Annotated in this window: 17 protein-coding genes; 8 read left to right on the top strand and 9 right to left on the bottom strand. The window is 64.0% G+C overall.

The window, feature by feature from the left end; translation table 11 throughout:
* The first annotated feature begins 61 nt into the window (after positions 1 to 61).
* From AC1Z32_RS20460 to AC1Z32_RS20470, 3 genes are all read left to right on the top strand, one after another.
* Positions 62 to 2,650 carry an O-linked N-acetylglucosamine transferase family protein gene (locus tag AC1Z32_RS20460; RefSeq protein WP_483480309.1) on the top strand — a complete coding sequence of 863 codons (2,589 nt, stop codon included), beginning with the start codon at positions 62 to 64 and terminating at the stop codon, positions 2,648 to 2,650.
* A 127-nt stretch (positions 2,651 to 2,777) separates the two neighbouring features.
* Positions 2,778 to 3,086: a TFIIB-type zinc ribbon-containing protein gene (locus tag AC1Z32_RS20465; RefSeq protein ID WP_483480310.1), complete on the top strand. Its 309-nt coding sequence runs from the start codon at positions 2,778 to 2,780 to the stop codon at positions 3,084 to 3,086.
* Between the two features lie 97 nt (positions 3,087 to 3,183).
* Positions 3,184 to 3,690, top strand: coding sequence for a CBS domain-containing protein (locus AC1Z32_RS20470; protein ID WP_483480311.1), 507 nt, complete (start codon positions 3,184 to 3,186; stop codon positions 3,688 to 3,690).
* A gap of 128 nt (positions 3,691 to 3,818) precedes the next feature.
* On the opposite strand, the gene AC1Z32_RS20475 is transcribed toward AC1Z32_RS20470, so the two are convergent.
* From AC1Z32_RS20475 to AC1Z32_RS20490, 4 genes are all read right to left on the bottom strand, one after another.
* On the bottom strand, positions 3,819 to 5,207 hold the full coding sequence (locus AC1Z32_RS20475) for a glycosyltransferase family 9 protein (protein WP_483480312.1): 1,389 nt from the start codon (positions 5,205 to 5,207) through the stop codon (positions 3,819 to 3,821).
* Positions 5,208 to 5,549: 342 nt separating this feature from the next.
* Positions 5,550 to 6,848: an RNA polymerase sigma factor gene (locus AC1Z32_RS20480; RefSeq protein ID WP_483480313.1), complete on the bottom strand. Its 1,299-nt coding sequence runs from the start codon at positions 6,846 to 6,848 to the stop codon at positions 5,550 to 5,552.
* A complete protein-coding gene (locus AC1Z32_RS20485; RefSeq protein ID WP_483480314.1) occupies positions 6,845 to 7,243 on the bottom strand; it encodes a VOC family protein in 399 nt (132 codons plus the stop codon). Before AC1Z32_RS20485 ends, AC1Z32_RS20480 begins: the two co-directional genes overlap by 4 nt.
* Positions 7,244 to 7,337: 94 nt before the next feature.
* Entirely contained in the window at positions 7,338 to 7,691 is a 354-nt protein-coding gene (locus tag AC1Z32_RS20490) for a YciI family protein (RefSeq protein WP_483480315.1), read from the bottom strand.
* A 337-nt stretch (positions 7,692 to 8,028) separates the two neighbouring features.
* Between AC1Z32_RS20490 and AC1Z32_RS20495 the strand changes: the two genes are divergently transcribed.
* Positions 8,029 to 8,427, top strand: a complete 399-nt coding sequence (locus AC1Z32_RS20495; RefSeq protein WP_483480316.1) for a DUF2917 domain-containing protein — start codon at positions 8,029 to 8,031, stop codon at positions 8,425 to 8,427.
* Between the two features lie 3 nt (positions 8,428 to 8,430).
* Here AC1Z32_RS20495 and AC1Z32_RS20500 read toward each other — a convergent pair whose 3' ends face one another.
* Positions 8,431 to 10,089 (bottom strand): tannase/feruloyl esterase family alpha/beta hydrolase, encoded by a 1,659-nt coding sequence (locus tag AC1Z32_RS20500; RefSeq protein ID WP_483480317.1) that lies wholly within the window; start codon positions 10,087 to 10,089, stop codon positions 8,431 to 8,433.
* A 137-nt stretch (positions 10,090 to 10,226) separates the two neighbouring features.
* Positions 10,227 to 11,087, bottom strand: coding sequence for a LysR family transcriptional regulator (locus AC1Z32_RS20505; RefSeq protein WP_483480318.1), 861 nt, complete (start codon positions 11,085 to 11,087; stop codon positions 10,227 to 10,229).
* A gap of 162 nt (positions 11,088 to 11,249) precedes the next feature.
* Between AC1Z32_RS20505 and AC1Z32_RS20510 the strand changes: the two genes are divergently transcribed.
* The gene (locus AC1Z32_RS20510; protein WP_483480319.1) at positions 11,250 to 12,635 is read left to right on the top strand and encodes a DHA2 family efflux MFS transporter permease subunit; all 1,386 of its coding nucleotides are present in this window, start codon (positions 11,250 to 11,252) and stop codon (positions 12,633 to 12,635) included.
* Positions 12,636 to 12,689: 54 nt separating this feature from the next.
* A complete protein-coding gene (locus tag AC1Z32_RS20515; protein WP_483480320.1) occupies positions 12,690 to 13,685 on the top strand; it encodes an aldo/keto reductase in 996 nt (331 codons plus the stop codon).
* Between the two features lie 4 nt (positions 13,686 to 13,689).
* Here AC1Z32_RS20515 and rarD read toward each other — a convergent pair whose 3' ends face one another.
* Entirely contained in the window at positions 13,690 to 14,565 is an 876-nt protein-coding gene (rarD, locus tag AC1Z32_RS20520; RefSeq protein ID WP_483480321.1) for an EamA family transporter RarD, read from the bottom strand.
* Positions 14,566 to 14,586: 21 nt separating this feature from the next.
* On the opposite strand from rarD, the gene AC1Z32_RS20525 reads away from it, so the two are divergent.
* Complete coding sequence (locus AC1Z32_RS20525) at positions 14,587 to 14,787, top strand: hypothetical protein (protein WP_483480322.1); 201 nt, start codon at positions 14,587 to 14,589, stop codon at positions 14,785 to 14,787.
* Positions 14,788 to 14,844: 57 nt separating this feature from the next.
* Positions 14,845 to 15,897 carry an AI-2E family transporter gene (locus AC1Z32_RS20530; protein WP_483480323.1) on the top strand — a complete coding sequence of 351 codons (1,053 nt, stop codon included), beginning with the start codon at positions 14,845 to 14,847 and terminating at the stop codon, positions 15,895 to 15,897.
* A gap of 101 nt (positions 15,898 to 15,998) precedes the next feature.
* Here the strand turns inward: AC1Z32_RS20530 and AC1Z32_RS20535 are convergent, their stop codons facing one another.
* Both AC1Z32_RS20535 and AC1Z32_RS20540 read right to left on the bottom strand, forming a co-directional pair.
* Positions 15,999 to 16,352 (bottom strand): DUF1493 family protein, encoded by a 354-nt coding sequence (locus AC1Z32_RS20535; protein ID WP_483480324.1) that lies wholly within the window; start codon positions 16,350 to 16,352, stop codon positions 15,999 to 16,001.
* Complete coding sequence (locus tag AC1Z32_RS20540; protein ID WP_483480325.1) at positions 16,352 to 16,783, bottom strand: STM2901 family protein; 432 nt, start codon at positions 16,781 to 16,783, stop codon at positions 16,352 to 16,354. The genes AC1Z32_RS20535 and AC1Z32_RS20540 overlap by 1 nt, the downstream gene beginning before the upstream one ends.
* Positions 16,784 to 16,923 lie beyond the last annotated feature (140 nt).

The raw sequence follows: 16,923 nt of genomic DNA on the forward strand, positions 1-16,923 counted from the left end.
CGAGGCCATAAATAATCGATCTTTTCCGGCGCGCGCCTCCGCCAGGTCTCAATATCAGCCGATGTCATTCGATTCAAGCATTTACCAGACCGCCGCCGCCCATTGCGCCGCCGGCCGATATTCCGATGCCCTCGCGGCGCTCGATCCCTTGCTCGCGGAACGCCCAGCCGACGCGGAGGCGCTCAATCTCGCGGCGGTGTGCTGTTATCACACGACGCGTTACGGCGAGGCCGAATCGCACTGGCGGCGAGCAGTCGCGGAAAATCCCGGGCATGTGGGCGGTTACGGCAATCTCGGTAATCTTTTTATGGCGCAGGGCCGTTTGTCCGATGCCGAAGCGGTTTATCGCGAAGCGATACGGCTCAAGCCGGATTTTGCCGAAGCGCACTATAACCTCGGAAATCTGCTGATCCGGCTCGGCCGTCCCGCGCAAGGCGAGGCGGCGCTGCGCGATGCGCTCACTCTGCGTCCGGATCTCGCCGAGGCGCATTACAACCTCGGAAATCTGTGCAAGGAGCAGGGGCGCACGTCCGAAGCGGAGTACGCGTTTCGCGCGGCAATTGCGGCGCGGTCCGATTACGCCGACGCCCTCAACAATCTCGGCAACCTGCTGCGCGAAACCGGGCGGCCGGAAGCGGCGAGGGCGATGCTGCGCCGGGCGGTGAGCGTGCGGCCGCGTTTCGCGGAGGCGCATTACAATTTCGGCCATCTCATGAGCGATTCGGGCCGATGGGTCCGGGCGCTGGCATGCTACCGGCGGGCCGCGACGCTGCAGCCCGGTTTCGCGGATGCGCATTCGCGACAGGGCGTGTCGCTGCTCGCGCTGAAGCGCCCGCGCGACGCCGAAGCGGCGTTCAGGACCGCGCTCTCGGTCCACCCGGACGACGCGAGTGCGCTGGGCGGACTCGGCGAGGCGTTGCGCGACCAGAATCGGCTGGCCGAAGCAGAAGTCGTCTATCGACACACACTTGCGCTGCGTCCCGGGGAGGACGCTGTGCGCGGTGCGCTCGGCTACGTTCTGCAGTTGCAGGAGCGGCTCCACGAAGCCGAAGCGGCCTACCGGACGGCGCTCGCGATGCGGCCCGACGCCGCCGAACTCCATTTCAATCTCGCTGTGCTGCTGAGCGCGCAGGAGCGTCCGATCGAGGCGGAACAGGCGTATCGCGGCGCGATCGCGCATCGTCCCGACTATGCCGAGGCGCACACCAATCTCGGCGGCGTCGTGCACGGACTCGGACGGCTCGCCGAAGCGGAAGCCATTCTCCGCCGCTCGGTCGCGCTTCGTCCCGATCTCGCGCAGGCCCGCAACAATCTGGGCGGCGTGCTGAAGGACATGGGCGCAATGGAAGAGGCCATCGGGCAATTCCGCGAAGCGGCGGCATGCGCACCCGATGATGAGCTCGTGCACCGCAATCTCAATTACGCGCTGACTTACGTCGCCGAGAACCCGCGCGAACTCCTCGACGAATGTCTGCGCTTCGCGGCACGCCACGAGGCGCCTTTTCTCGGGCAGGCGGTGCGGCATCAGAACGACCGCACACCCGCGCGGCGGCTGCGCATCGGATACGTGGCGCCGGATTTCAACGCACACTGCCAGTCGCTCTTCACCGCGCCCGTGTTCGCGGCGCACGATCACGAGGCGTTCGAGATCATCTGCTATTCGAGCACCGGCGTGACAGACGAAGTCACCGCCGCGATCCGCCCGACGGTCGATATCTGGCGCGACGTGCACGCGCTCTCCGACGAAGCGCTCGCGCAACGCATTCGCGACGACGGCATCGACGTGCTGGTCGATCTCACACTGCATATGTCGCGCGGGCGCCCGTTGCTGTTCGCGCGGCGGCCGGCTCCCGTGCAGGTGCAATGGCTGGGCTATCCCGGCACCACGGGCAGCAGCGCGATCCGCTACCGTCTGACCGATCCGTGGATCGATCCGCCCGGCAGGCCGGACGTGGACGCTCGCTACAGCGAACGCTCGATCCGCCTGCCCGACACGTTCTGGTGCTACGACCCGCGCGCAACCTCGCCCGATGCGTCTGGCGTCGACGACCGGCTGCCCGCCCGCGAGAACGGCCACATCACGTTCGGCTGCCTGAACAATCCGTGCAAGGCATCGGCGCGCACGCTGCGGATGTGGGCGGCGGTGCTCTCGGCGGTGCCGGACGCGCGCTTCGTCGTGCTCGCGCCTGACGGCGCGCGCGAGCGGTTGAGCGAATGCCTCGGCGCGCTCGGCGTCGATCCGGCGCGCATCGAATTCGTCGGCTATCAGCCGCGCACGGCGTACCTGCGGACCTGGCAGCGGATCGACATCGGCCTCGATACTTTTCCCTACAACGGCCACACGACGAGTCTCGACGCACTGTGGATGGGTGTGCCCGTGCCGTCGCGCGCCGGGGAGACGGCGGTCAGCCGCGCGGGCTTCAGCCTGCTGATGAATCTCGGTCTCGGCGATCTCGTGGCGCACGGCGACGCGCAATACGTCGATATCGTTTGCCGTCTCGCGAACGACCTGCCACGTCTGACCATGCTGCGCGAATCGCTGCGCGCACGCCTCGAAGCCTCGCCGATGATGAACGCGCCGCGCTTCACGCGCCATCTCGAGCAGGCGTACCGCGAGATGTGGCAGGAATGGTGCGCCTCCGCGACCTGAAGAAGGGCGGCATGGCCTCGCGCCTGACTGCGGTTTTTCCGAAGTAAAGCGCTCAAAATCTCGCATTTTTCGATCCCGGTCCTTGGGTTAGATTGTTTTCATCGAAAGCAATCAGAAAGGAACCGACATGAAATGCCCGGTATGTCCCGCCACCGAACTGCTGATGACCGTGCGCGAGGGCATCGAGATCGACTATTGCCCGCAATGCCGCGGCGTGTGGCTCGACCGCGGCGAGCTCGATCAGATCATCCGCCGCGCGGCGCAGGCGTCGCTCGCCGATGCGCAGGCGGCCAGCGACGAGTGGCGCGAGCGCGGACACGATCGCGAGCGCCGCGCGCCTCGTCACGACAGCCATCACTACGGCGATGGGCCGGGCAGGCGCGAGCACCCGCGTCGCAAGAAATCCTTTCTCGGCGATCTGTTCGACTTCGACTGAGCACGAAACCGGGAACGTCATCGCTCATTGGCGAGGCCCTTGAAACGCAGTGCGCCGCACCCGCGGATGCATCGGAAAACAGCAACGGAGAACGGCAATGGCAACGGTGAAGCAAGTCCTGAAGGCGAAGAGCGATACGACGGTCCACACCATCGACGTGGAAGCGAGCGTCTATGAGGCCGTCGCGCTGATGTCGAGGGCGGAGGTCGGCGCGCTCGTCGTGACAGTGGGCGATGTGGTGTGCGGCATCGTCACGGAGCGCGACTATGCCCGCAAGGTGATCCTGCAGGACAAGGCATCGCGCACGACGACGGTCTGCGAAATCATGACCGCGCCCGTCATGTCCGCGAGCCTCGGAACGAGCGCCGACGAATGCATGACGTTGATGACGCAGCACCGCATCCGTCATCTGCCGGTGATCGAGGGCGGGGCGCTCGTCGGGATGATATCCATCGGGGACATGGTGCGGCATCTGATCGACGAGCAGCAGTTCGCCATCGATCAGCTGGAGACCTATGTGCGCGGGCCGGGCCACGAGATGCCGACCTGCGCGCTCACGCGCCGCAGCGCGATTCCGCAGACGCTCGCGGCGCGTTTTGCGTGAGCCGACGATGCGCCTGAAGCGCCGTTCAGAAGTTGCAGACGCTGTGGCGGGTTACGCCTGCGACGCGGCGCCATTCGACGGCGTCCATCTGCCGGATGGGCAAGGGTTTGCCCGGGGCGCGGCGCCGCTCAGCGCGCGTCGAACGCGAGGCGTTGTTGCAGATTGCGCACGACATCCGCCCAATCGCCCATCCGGCGGGCGCGCACGAGCCGCGTCGACGGATACCACGCCGTGTGATGCGGCTCGCGTTCGTAACGCCAGTCGGCCATCTGGCCGTTGAGCAGCAGATAGTTGCGCTTGCCGAGCCCGCCCGCGATATGCGCGAGACTGCCGTCGTTGCCGACGAACGCGTCGAGCCGGTCGATCAGCGCGGTGGACTGCGCGAGCGACGTCGCCGGGTCGATCGTCGTGTAGCGGTCGGTATCGGCCGAGCGCGGATCGTGCAGCCAGCGCCCGCGCTCGAAGCCGCGCTGCATGACGACCCAATGGATATCGTCCGATGCGGCGAAGAGCGGATCGAGATGCTCCAGGCAAAGGCTCTTGCGCGCGTAGTTGTCCGGCGACTCGCACGACGACCAGAAGATGCCGACGCAGCGCCGTCCGCGCGCGCGATGCCGGATTTCGGCGACGATGCCATCGGCGGCCGCCGGTTCCGCCGGTTCGAGATAGCGTGCGGACGCCGCATAGCCGAGCACGGGAAAGAGCGCGGTGAAGAGGGCGAACGGGTCGGTCCACATCGTGCCATCGGACGCGCGGGTGAAGCCGGCCGCCTGCAGCGTCCGCGTCTGCCGGGCGCGTTCGTCCTCGCACACGACGGGACGATAGATGCGGTCGAAGCCGTCGCCATATTCGATCTGCACGCCCAGCGCTTGAAGCGCGCTGGCGTAGCGCGACCACTGGATCATGTCGCCGAAGCCCGATGCGATCGATTCGATCCTCATGCGCGCCGGCAAGACGCGCTGTCCGCACCAGTAGTGTTCGACGTCGAGATGCGGAAACAGCACGCGCCGCGCTTCCCGCGACGACCAGTGGCGGTGCATCGACTCGACGCCTTGCGCGATGCCATGAAGCCGCATCGCGCTGCGGCCCTGGTGATGGCCGAGCACCTGAGCCGTATGTTCGTCAACGCCTTCGGCGCTCAATTGCAGCACGCGCTCGTCTTCGCCGAGATAGTGCCAGCCGTAGACGCGCCACAGGAATGCGTTGATGGGCGGCGTGGAGGGCTTGTGCGCGTAATACTCGATCATCGCGAGCGCGACATGCTTGAGGCCGAGATGCGCCGCCGCGTCGCACAGGCAATGTATCTGGAAGCCGAATGTGTCCGACTCGTGCGTGATCCGGGCGCATAGTTCGAGCGCCGCGTCGAACTGGCCCGCGCGAAGGTGCGTGACCGCGCGCCAGTGCAGATGCTCGTCGGTGTGTCCGTCGAAGGGAGCGCGTTCATCGAGAAAGCGGAAGCAGTTCTCGATTTCGCCTGCGTAGAGTTTCGGGGAAAGCTGGTCGTAACTGTCGATCATGCTGGGCGGATGCGGGTTGACATGAGCTCTGCAACTGGCGGGCGTTATTCCGCGCGCGTGTACGGCGGAGCGCCAGATGTACGCAACCCCAACAAAAATTTCGGATTGTTCATGGGTCTTTGCGAGACGCGACAATCTTTGATGAAACCGCGCGGGTCGGATTATAGGCACCGAACCGATCCGATTTTCTTCAGATCGGTCTGAACCGAGGGCACGGAGTGCCTGTCTGCGGGGCGCGTGTCTGGTCGCCGCGAGTTTTATAATTAGCCACCTTACGAAATGTTGATAATTTATCTTATGTTAAATTAGAAATTTAGCCGACACGAACCAACCCCGGTCCTTTCAATCCATCGCTCCGGCCCGCCCCAACAGAAACTCCCGCTCCCGCGCGTTCTTCGTGAGCGACGCCGCGCGCTCGAACTCCGCGCGCGCCTCGTCCTTGCGTCCCACCTTCGCGAGCAGATCCGCGCGCACGCTCGGCAGCCAGTGATAGTTCCGGAGCGCGGGCGCATTGGAAAGCGCATCGACGATCGGCAGCGCCGTCTCCGGCCCGTACGCCATGCTCACCGCCACCGCGCGATTCAGCTCGACCACCGGCGTCGGCGCGGTCTGCATCAGCGCGTCGTAAAGCGCGACGATCATCGGCCAGTCGGTATCGGCGGCGCTCGGCGCGCGCGCGTGACACGCCGCGAGCGCGGCCTGCAGCGCGTACACGCCGCGCGCGCCGCCCAATGCCTCGGAACGTTCCAGCGCCGCGAGCCCGCGCCGGATCAAAAGCGGATCCCAGCGGCTGCGATCCTGATCCGGCAACAACACCGGTCTGCCTTCCCGATCGACACGCGCCTTCGTGCGCGACGCCTGAATCTCCATCAGCGCGACCAGCCCATGAACCTCGCTCTCCTCGGGCGTCAGTCCGGCGAGAATGCGTCCGAGCCGCAGCGCGTCCTCGCACAGCGCCGGACGCATCCAGTCGTCGCCGGCCGTCGCCGAATAGCCTTCGTTGAAGATCAGATAGATGACTTCCAGCACCGATCCGAGCCGCGCCGCGCGCGCGTCGGCTTTCGGCACCTCGAACGGCACGCGGGCCGCCGACAGCGTGCGCTTCGCCCGCACGATGCGCTGCGCGATCGTCGGCTCCGGCACGAGGAACGCGCGCGCGATTTCGTCTGTCGTGAGACCGCCGATCAGGCGCAGCGTCAACGCGGCGCGCGCATCGACGGACAGCACCGGGTGGCACGCCGTGAAAATGAGCCGCAGCAGATCGTCGCCGATGTCGTCCTCGCGCGCGGCGTCGAGCGCATCGACGAAATCCGGCGTGACGTGCGCCTCCTGCGCGTCGAGATCGCGACCGTATTCCTCATGCTTCCTCGCGTGCAGCGCGTGCTGCCGCAGACGGTCGAGCGCCTTGTTCTTCGCTGTCGTCATGAGCCACGCTCCCGGCTTTTCGGGCACGCCCGTTTCGGTCCAATGCTCCAGCGCGGCGACGAACGCGTCCTGCGCCAGCTCCTCGGCGAGCGCGACATCGCGCACGACGCGCGCCACGCTCGCAATCACCTTCGCCGATTCGATGCGCCATACCGCGTCGATGGCGCGGCGGGCGGCATCATCGGCTGCATTGTTCCGCTGCGCGGGCCCGCTCACGCCGCTTCCGGATTCATGTGCACGAGCTCCCAGATATGGCCGTCGAGGTCCTCGAAGCCGTGGCCGTACATGAAGCCGTGATCCTGCGGCTCGCGCGGCGCGCGTCCGCCGGCGGCGATAGCCTTCGCAACGATCTCGTCCACTTCCGCCCTGCTCTCGCACGACAGACACACGAGCGTCTCGGTGCTCGTGTGGGCATCGGCGATCGTTTTTTCCGTGAAGGTCTGGAAGAACTTCTCGACGAGCAGCATCGCGAAGATGTTTTCACCGATGACGAGGCACGCGGCGTCGTCGTTCGTGAACGCCGGGTCGAAGTTGAGGCCCAGTGCCTTGAAGAAGGTCATCGAGCGCTTGAGATCGCGCACGGGAAGGTTCACGAAAATCTGCTTGTGCATGGCGGAGGTCTCCTGGTTGGATCGTTACGCGGGGTGTTTCATCGTTGGCCGTCAACTGCACGACGATCCGCGCACGCCGAAATCGACACGAACTTCAGGAATAGCAAGGCCCGACTTTGCGGACTTCGATGGTGCACCACTGCGCCGCCGGGCATTGCTCGGCAATGGCGAGCGCTTCCGCATGCGTTTCGCAATCGATGAGGAAAAAACCGCCGATCATCTCCTTGGCCTCCGCGAAGGGACCGTCGATGACCCGCGCATCGCCATTGCTCGCGGTCACCCGCGACGCATCCTTCAGCGACGTCAGCGATTCGACCGCGCGCAACACGCCGCGCGCCTTCAGGCCATCGGCGAACTCCCCCATCTGGCGATACGCTTCGCGCCCTTCTTCCTGCGTGCGCTGGCCGCGCTGTTCGACCGGTTCCACCACGAGTAGCAAATAAGCCACGACGAGTCTCCGAATGTTTTGCGATGGCGTCCAAGTTAAACCGTCGCAGGCGTGTCGGCAAGGCCCGCCCCGCTCCTGTTCTCCGCATCCCGCACCATCTCGATATTGACAAGCGCCCTCGTGCCACACGATACTGCGACACATGCACGCAGCCATCCTTTTCTCCATCGCCGCGATTAAAAACCGTATGAACGCCATCCGTGGCGGGTCATCGGGACAGCGTGTGCGCTAGCGAGACAGGCAAGCAAACAAATTCCGAAGGCCCCGCCGCAAGACGGGGCCTTCTTGTTTTTGCGTGCAAGGTTTCCGTCTTCGGCTCACATCATGGAGAGCAAAGATGGAAGAGGTATCGCAGGTTTTCGCGCGTCATGGCGTCGGCCACGGCGTGGCGTCGGGCCGGCTGAGCGCATCGGGCGCGCGCGTCGTGGTCTATGTCGAAGTGCATCCGCATCAGATGGTGTCGTGGCGCCTCACGCGCGATGCCGAGCTGCGCATCGGCGATGCGTCCGCGTGCTCCCTTTGGCTCACGCGTCATGGCGATCCGTACGACTACTGGATGAAGCCCGGCGATGTCGTGCGTCTTTCGCGCGGCGAACGCGTGTGGCTGACATCCGAGAGCGATGAGCCGCTCGAGGTGTCGCTCACGTCGTATCGGGCCGCGCATCGCGGGTTCGTGTCGCGCTGGCTCGCGCGGTACTGGCCGAGCATGGCACAGCGCCATGCGAACGCGTTCTAGCTTTCAGGGCTCCACGCAACGGAAGTTCGCCGCGAGATTGATGCTGCCGCGGCCCATGTAGCGCGGATAGTTCGGATAACGGCATATCGGCCGCGTGCGTCCGTTGGTGGCGGGCGCGATGTCGCTGCCGATGAGCGTCTCGGGCGCGATGCCGTTGCTCACCCATTCGTCGAGCGCGCCGAGCTCGTCCCATGCGGGGATGAACACGCCGTTGCCGTGCTGAAAACCCGGCACCATGTAGAGCCGCATGAACGAATCGACGGTTTCCTTGCCGTATCGCTCGATGAGCCCGCGATAGAACGCGATCGTCTGATTGGGGCTGATGACTTCGTCGGCGAGGCCGTGCATTGCGATGAGCTTGCCGCCGTGCGCGATGAACGCGGAGAAATCCGGATTCATCGCGCCGACGGTGTACGCGAGCGTCGTCAGGCGCTGCCTGAAGCGGCCGGGATTGTCGAGGTCGAACGTGAGCGAGCTGAAGTTGAGATCGCGCGTGACGAAGTGGCGGATATACGCGTCGCCTTGCGCGAAGAGATAGCCGTTCGCGGCGAAGGTCGGCGGATTCAGCAGCGTCGGCGAATCGCCGAGACCGAGCGCGCCGGACAGGTCGACGCCCTGAAACACGTTGTAGCCCGGGTACGCATCGACACCGTAGGCAAGCGCATACGGCAAGGCGACGCCGTCGCGCAGCATTTCCAGCGTGTCGATCTGCGCATCGGACAGGCAACTGTCGCGCAAGGCAGGACGCTGCCCGTTCGCGCAACGCAGCGACGCGATGATCTGCGGCTCCAGCTTCCTGCACGCCTCGACATTGCCGACGATGCCGTCCGCCGCGCCGTCGAGCCGGTCGCATTCATGCACGACGGTCTCGAACACACGCCGCTGCTGCGCGAGTCCGACGAAGCCGCCCGGCTTCGCATACGACGCCTGCCCGATCTGCACCCCCATCAGCCGCACGCCCGAGAAATTGATCGCGGGCGCGTTGGCGATCACGCCGTCGTAGTCGTTCGGGAAGCGCTCGATCACGGTGAAGCCTTCGCGGCCGCCCGTCGATCCGCCGGCGAAGTAGGTTTTATCGGGCGCGCGCCCGTAGCCCATCTGGATCAGCGCGAGCGCGACATCGCGTGTCTTCTTGAGATGCCCGAAGCCGAAGTTGACGATGGCTTCGTCGTTCCCCGCGAAGTCCGCGCGCCCCGAATTGCCGACGTGGCCCGAATCCGAGCCGAAGGTCGCGTAGCCGCGCGCGAGCGGCGTCGAATCGGGCGCGAAAGGCATCGGATCGGTGCCCGAGACGATCGTGCCGTTATAGCCGCCGCCGCCCATCTGCAGCGCGCGGCCGTTCCAGCGGCTCGGCAGGTTCACTTCGAAGCGGATATCGGGCGTCGTTTCCTGCAGCGCCTTGATGAATCCCGTGATCCGGCAATACTCGCCGTTGCGGTTGCCGGGCGCGGCCGCCTTCACCACCCACGCGGACACGATGGTCGCGCCGCGCGTAGGCAGGCCGATGATCGACGCGGGCACGGACTTGCCTTCGAGGTCGTCGCAGTGCTTCGTCACGTAGGCGGCGGCGTGAGCGTCCGAGCACGCCGCGAGCGCCATCGCGACGAAAATCGCCGGCAAGCGGAACGGATCGGAGGAAAGCAGGCGCAGGAAACGGAACACGTCTTGGAAGTGGCTACTTCAAACGCCGCACAATATATAAGAACAGATTCTCGATAGCCATTCGGGTCTCCCGGTCGTTGCAGCGGCACAACCGGCTTCCCTGCCCTCGCGTGTTCTTCGTGCGGTCATTGTTGCAGTCATTCGCCGTCCCATTCGCCGCGCAGGTCGCTATTCTCGAGAAGCTGCAGCAAGGTTTCGGCCGGACGGCTCAGATGTTTCGCGCCGAACGCGATGAACTCCACTTCCGGCAACACGGGCAACTCCGCGCGATTCACCGGCGGCGCCAGTCCGCGGGCCGCGAGAAAATGCGAGCGAACCGTCAGCCCCAGGCCGCCGCGCGCCGCGGCGATGCACCCCGCGTGGCTGCTGCTGGTGCAGACCATCTGCCAGCTCGCGCCCGTCATCGCGAGCGAATCGAGCACGACGCCGCGCGTGACGCTCGGCTCCGAGACGAGAATGAGCGGCAGCGGCCCGCTCGTATCGACGACGGTGCCGGGCTTCGCGAGCCATTCGAGCCGCCCGGAAAAAAGCCGCATGCCGCGCGCATCGCCGAGACGGCGCTTGCCGACCGCGAGATCGAGTTCGCCCGCATCGACCATCTGATACAGCCGCCCCGTCATGCCAATGGTGATTTCGAGCTCGACGTCCGGATGCGTGTCGCGAAACGCGGCGAGCACGCTCGGCAGCGGCCCGAGCGCGATATCGTCCGATGAACCCAGCCGAACGCGCCCGCGCAGGCGCGGCGAACTGAATTGCGACTGCGCGTGCGCCATCGCTTCGAGGATCACGCGGGCGTGCACGAGCATGGCTTCGCCGTCGGCAGTGAGCGCGAGCGAATGCGTGTCGCGCACGAAAAGCCGCCGCCCGACGCTCTCCTCCAGACGCCGGATATGCTCGGAGACGCTCGATTGCCGCAGCCCGAGTTGCCGGCCGGCGTCGGTGAAGCTGTGCGACGCGGCCACCGTCGCGAAGGTGTTCAGCCAGACTGGATTGAGCATGCCGTATTGTGATCGTCAGAACCGATCACAGTCAATGCGGTTAGCGGTCTTCCCGATGACGCCCTAAGTCACTAAGATTTCACAATGCGCGGCGGAAACCGGTTTCAAACAGCTTTCCGATGGCTTTCGAACACGCGCGGCCCCAAGCACACTGCCCCTCACATGACCAGACAGTCTTCGCACACGGCACTTCTATGGATCGTCGCCGTGGGCTTTTTCATGCAGGCGCTCGATACGACGATCGTCAACACGGCGCTGCCTTCCATTGCGCATAGCCTGAACGCCGCGCCGCTCGCGTTGCAGTCGATCGTTGTCGCCTACACGCTCACGATGGCGCTCTTCACGCCCGCCTCCGGCTGGCTCGCCGACCGCTTCGGCACGCGCCGTGTCTATCTCGTTTCGATTTCGCTTTTCGTGATTGGCTCGCTCGCCTGCGCGGGCGCGCATACGCTCAACCAGCTCGTGCTCGCGCGCGTGCTGCAGGGCATCGGCGGCTCGATGCTGCTGCCGATCGGACGTCTCGCCGTGTTGCGCGCGGTCTCGGGCGAAGCCTACGTCTCCGCGCTCGCGATGATTTCCGTCGCTGGCCAGGTCGGCCCGATTCTCGGCCCGACGCTCGGCGGATGGTTCGTCGAGTCGTTCTCGTGGCACTGGATCTTCCTGATCAACGTGCCGATCGGCGCGGTCGGGCTGTACGCGGTGCACCGCTATCTGCCGAACGATACGCGGCACGATGCGCCGCCCTTCGACTTCGTCGGCTGCGGATTGCTCTCGATGTGCATGGTGTCGTTCTCGCTCGCGCTCGATTGCCCGGTCGAGACGCATCGCGGCGCGGTGTCGGCGGCGCTGTTCGCGCTCGCGGCGGTATCGGCGTTCGCGTATGTGCCGTACGCGCGGCACAAGCGCAATCCGCTCTTTCATCTCGCGCTTTTTCACGAGCCGAACTTCAGCGTCGGGCTGATCGGCAATCTGCTGTGCCGGATCGGATCGAGCGCGGTGCCGTTTCTGCTGCCGCTTCTGATGCAGCTGGAGCTCGGTTATAGCCCGCTGCATTCGGGCCTGATGATGTTGCCGATCGCGATCGCCGGCACGATCAGCAAGCGCTGGATCGCGCAACTCGTCAAGCGCTACGGCTACGACACGTTCCTGCTCGTCAACACGGCGCTCGTGGGCGTGTCCATCGTCGCGTTCGCGCTCTTCTCGCCGACGTTGCCGCTCGCCCTCGAAATCGCGATCCTCGCGGCGTTCGGCGCCTGCAACTCGATGCAGTTCGCCGCGATGAACAGCGTCACGCTCAAAGGCCTTTCGAAAAAGGATGCGGGCAGCGGCAACAGCCTCTTCTCGATGGTGCAGATGCTCGCGATCGGTCTCGGCGTATCGATCGGCGGCTCGCTCGTGCAGCTCTTCCAAGGGCCGTTCTCGACGTCGACCGGCTTCAAGCTGAGCTTCGTGTGCATGGGCGTGGTGACGCTGCTGTCGGGCGTCGTGTTCCGCTATCTCGATTCCGCGCCGCAAGGCGCCACGCCCGCCCGCGCCGGCACGTCCTAGCGGTTGCGGCTATTCTGTCGGTCCCATCGAACCGTTTTCTTCTGGAGTGCAACCGTGCAATACGGCAAATTCGGCAACACCGGTCTCACCGTTTCGCGTCTCACGCTCGGCACGATGACCTTTGGCCTGCAGACCGAGGAAGACGTTTCGCGCAGCATCATGGATCGGGCGGCGGATGCGGGCGTCAATTTCATCGACACGGCGAACGTCTATCCGCTCGGCAGCGGACATGATCTCGCGGGCCGCACCGAGGAGATCGTCGGGCGCTGGCTCCAGGGCCGGCGCGACAACTTCATTCTCGCGACCAAGGCCGTGCATGAGATGGGGCCGCACGCGTGGCACAAGGGCGCATCGCGCAAGCACCTGCTCGACGCGATCGACGCATCGCTCAAGCGCCTGAATACCGATTACGTCGACCTGTACCAGCTCCATAACGACGACCGCGACACGCCGCTCGACGAGACGCTCGAAGCGCTCGACATTATCGTGCGGCAAGGCAAGGCGCGTTATATCGGCGTGTCGAACTTTCTGGCGTACCGGCTCGCGCGCGCGCTCGGCCGCTCGGACGTTCTGCGGACCGCGCGCTTCGTTTCCGTGCAGCCGCGCTACAACCTGCTGTTCCGGCAGATCGAGCGCGAATTGCTGCCGCTCGCGACCGAGGAAGGCCTCGCCGTGATTCCGTACAACCCGCTCGCGGGCGGTCTTCTCACTGGCAAGCACAAATACGATGCGGGCCCGGGCGAGGGCCGCTTCACCGGCGCGGTCGGCAAGGCGGGCGCGATGTACACGGAGCGCTACTGGCACGAGCGCGAATTTCACACCATCGAGCAGATCAGCAAGATCGTCGCGCCGACGGGACGCTCGCTCGCAAGCACGGCGCTCGCGTGGGTGCTGGCGAATCCGGCGGTGAGCTCGGCGATCATCGGCGCGAGCCGGCCCGATCAGTTGAACGAGACGCTCGCGGCCGTCGACCAGCCGATCGATCCGGAGATCAAGGCGAAGCTCGACGAGGCGACGGTCGAATATCGCTTCGGCGACGCGTTGCGCTGATCCTTCAGGCGCGGGCCGCGCGCGCGCGATAGAAGCCTTCGAGCGAGTAGATCGCGAGCGCGGTCCAGATTGCGCCATAGCCGATCAACTGATCGTGGCCGAAAAACTCCTGATAGATCACGACGCCGATCAGCAATTGCAGCGACGGCGTGATGTACTGGATAAGCCCGAGCATTGACAGCGGAATGCGCCGCGCCCCCGCCGCGAAAAGCAGCAGCGGCACGGCGGTCACGGGCCCGGCCGCGGCGAGCAGCAATTTCACGCCGAGCGAAGCGTGCGCGAAGCCGCTGCCGCCATGCGCGTTCAGGAAGAACAGATAAAGCAGCGCGATGGGACACAGCAGCATGGTTTCGAGCGTGAGCCCTTCGAGCGCGCCGAGCGACGCGGTCTTGCGCAAGAGTCCGTAGCCGCCGAATGTCAGCGCGAGCGCGAGGCTGATCCACGGCGGCGCGCCGTTCACCCACGTCAGCCACAGCACGCCGAGCGCGGCGATGATCACCGCGATCCATTGCACCGGCCGCAGCCGCTCGTGCAGAAACGCCATCCCGAACAGCACGTTGACGAGCGGATTGATGAAGTACCCGAGACTCGCCTCGACGATGCGTCCGTCGTTCACCGCCCAGATATAGATGCCCCAGTTCGCGGACAGCAACACGGCGCTCGCCGCGAAGCGCGCGAGCAGGCGCTTGTCGCGCAGAACCGGCCCGAGCCACTTCCACTGACGGCGCACGGTCATCACGATGAGCAGGAAGACCATCGACCATGCCATGCGGTGCGCGAGCATCTCGACCGCGCCGATCGAATGCAGGACCTTGAAATAAATGGGAAAAAGGCCCCAGATGGCAAAGGCCGCGAATGCGTAGACGACGCCTGGATTCATTGTTCGATGCGTTGAGCGGAAATGGGCGCACGAACGATCGGCTCGTTCTCGGGCGTGCTTGCCGGCTGGCCGGAAGCGTTCCGCAAGGATTGGAAGCCGGATTTTAGTCGACGTGCGGGGTTTGGCTCCAGCGGCGTGCACGCCCTTTGCGAACTGTTTCACGAACCCTTGGACGAATTAGCGCTCGAACCCAGAGCGCGAAAGCCGCCCGAAGGGCCGTGATAGCATGGCCGGCCTCGCGATTGCTCAGAAGCTCCCCGCCTGTTTTACCGTTCGCCAATGGATAACCACACCGTTCACCAGAATTTCTTTCATATCTTGCTGGCTGTCGTGACGCTCGCGCTCGCGTGGGTGCTGCTGCCCTTCTTCGGCGCAATCTTCTGGGGCGTGATTCTCGCGATCCTCTTTCAGCCGATGCAGCGCTATCTCGCCGCTCGCTTCGGCAAGCGCCGCAATCTCGCCGCGCTGACGACGCTGGCCGCCGCGATTCTTATCGTCATCATTCCGCTCGCGGTCGTCGCGGTGACGCTCGTGCAGGAAATCGCCCTCGTGTATGCGCGGATCAAGAGCGGCGAGCTGAATTTCGGGCTGTACTTTCAGCACGTGCTGCACGCGCTGCCGGTCTCGGCGCAGCAGATGCTCGGGCGCTACGGCCTCGACGACATCGTCGGCGTTCAGCGCAAGCTGATGGAAGGCGCGGCGCAGATCAGCCAGTTTGCCGCGGCGCAGGCGCTGTCGATCGGGCAGAACACGTTCCAGTTCGTCGTGAGCTTCGGCGTGATGCTCTATCTCGTGTTTTTTCTGCTGCGCGATGGCGGCGAAATCGGCCGGCGCATCCGCCGCGCGCTTCCGCTCGATCCCGAGCCGAAGCTTCATCTGATCGCAAAGTTCACCACGGTGGTGCGCGCGACGGTCAAGGGCAATATCGCGGTCGCGGCGGTGCAGGGATTGCTCGGCGGACTGATTTTCTGGATTCTGGGCATCGGCGGCTCGCTGCTGTGGGGCGTGCTGATGGGGTTTTTGTCGCTGCTGCCGGCCGTTGGCGCGGCAATCGTCTGGGTGCCCGCGGCGCTCTACTTCTTCATGACGGGCGCGATTCTCAAGGGGCTGATTCTGGTCGTATTCTGCGTGGTCGTGATCGGACTCGTCGATAACGTGCTGCGGCCGATTCTCGTCGGCAAGGATACGAAGATGCCGGACTGGGTCGTGCTCATCTCGACGCTTGGCGGGATGGCGCTCTTCGGGATCAACGGGTTTGTGATCGGGCCGCTCGTCGCGGCGCTTTTCATGGCGAGTTGGGATTTGTTTTCGCAGGATCAGGGGAATACGTAGTGCGTACGGTATGGTTCGGGACCGGCCGCGAGATTCGCGCCAGACGTTGTTTTGCTCGCTCGCTTACCGTTTCGGCTTTATCAAATGACAAAAGGCTTTGCTCAACAAGGTTTGCCAAGCGCACTACTGTCCCAGACTCCTATCTCAACTGCTTTCTCAAGCATACCCAGCGTCAGAGGTTCTTTATCATATTTTTTCCTCATCTTCTGAGAAAAAATAAATCCAACGATTACGAAAGGATTGAAGCCCTCCCTAGAGAAATATCGATCGAATTCAAAGTCACCATGCTCTATTTTGAATACCTCAAAGAACTTCCCCATAAAGTCATCGGCATCATCCCCAGTTAAATCGAGATCTTTTTCCAGGCTGAGCTGCCGGGTCAGGGTCTTACGCTTGCCGACTTCACTCTCCGATCTGACGAAGGACTCCAGTTGATCCCATATGGAAATTGGCATTAGAAAATCCTGTCTTTCTGTCCGACAAGTCTATTATAGTGACGTACGGAATTGATGCTGATCATCGTTACATCATGTGCAGCAATAATCCAACCGACAACCGGCACGGATCTGCCAACAAATTTCCCGATATTTCGGGTCATCAGAAATTTTAACTGTCTGACGCTCCCATTAGTCACTGTCGGCAGGATTTTCCATTTTATGTCGTAATCCAAGAATCTGCGACTTAGTTTTGACGCAACAGAGGTCCCCGGAGTAGCGCCCAATGGTTTGGCCCGAGTTGGAAGCCAATTCTGGCCGGCAAGTATTGTCGCGACAGCCACCGCATCATCAACCCCAAGGACATCGCAGGTTTCATCGACCGCAACCAGAAAAAATAACTCTGCCGGAGTAAGGCCTTGATGTATGCCGTATTGATAAGTATTACCCATAATTTATAGCAATTGATCCGCAGCGCCTAATCACATAGCCCAACTCCGAAGACTGATTATCCGGCTAAAGAGCATCAACGTTTATACTAGTTTTCTTAATTTTCGCTGTGAAGTGACAACGACCAAATGGCCAAGCGCAT

Source organism: Caballeronia sp. 11_S32 (genome assembly GCF_056930355.1).

Excerpts from the sequence above, each read along its gene's own strand:
- AC1Z32_RS20460 (WP_483480309.1), top strand. The coding sequence starts at position 62 with ATGTCATTCGATTCAAGCATTTACCAGACCGCCGCCGCCCATTGCGCC.
- AC1Z32_RS20465 (WP_483480310.1), top strand. The coding sequence starts at position 2,778 with ATGAAATGCCCGGTATGTCCCGCCACCGAACTGCTGATGACCGTGCGC.
- AC1Z32_RS20470 (WP_483480311.1), top strand. The coding sequence starts at position 3,184 with ATGGCAACGGTGAAGCAAGTCCTGAAGGCGAAGAGCGATACGACGGTC.
- AC1Z32_RS20475 (WP_483480312.1), bottom strand. The coding sequence starts at position 5,207 with ATGATCGACAGTTACGACCAGCTTTCCCCGAAACTCTACGCAGGCGAA.
- AC1Z32_RS20485 (WP_483480314.1), bottom strand. The coding sequence starts at position 7,243 with ATGCACAAGCAGATTTTCGTGAACCTTCCCGTGCGCGATCTCAAGCGC.
- AC1Z32_RS20495 (WP_483480316.1), top strand. The coding sequence starts at position 8,029 with ATGGAAGAGGTATCGCAGGTTTTCGCGCGTCATGGCGTCGGCCACGGC.
- AC1Z32_RS20505 (WP_483480318.1), bottom strand. The coding sequence starts at position 11,087 with ATGCTCAATCCAGTCTGGCTGAACACCTTCGCGACGGTGGCCGCGTCG.
- AC1Z32_RS20510 (WP_483480319.1), top strand. The coding sequence starts at position 11,250 with ATGACCAGACAGTCTTCGCACACGGCACTTCTATGGATCGTCGCCGTG.
- rarD (WP_483480321.1), bottom strand. The coding sequence starts at position 14,565 with ATGAATCCAGGCGTCGTCTACGCATTCGCGGCCTTTGCCATCTGGGGC.
- AC1Z32_RS20525 (WP_483480322.1), top strand. The coding sequence starts at position 14,587 with ATGGGCGCACGAACGATCGGCTCGTTCTCGGGCGTGCTTGCCGGCTGG.
- AC1Z32_RS20530 (WP_483480323.1), top strand. The coding sequence starts at position 14,845 with ATGGATAACCACACCGTTCACCAGAATTTCTTTCATATCTTGCTGGCT.
- AC1Z32_RS20535 (WP_483480324.1), bottom strand. The coding sequence starts at position 16,352 with ATGCCAATTTCCATATGGGATCAACTGGAGTCCTTCGTCAGATCGGAG.
- AC1Z32_RS20540 (WP_483480325.1), bottom strand. The coding sequence starts at position 16,783 with ATGGGTAATACTTATCAATACGGCATACATCAAGGCCTTACTCCGGCA.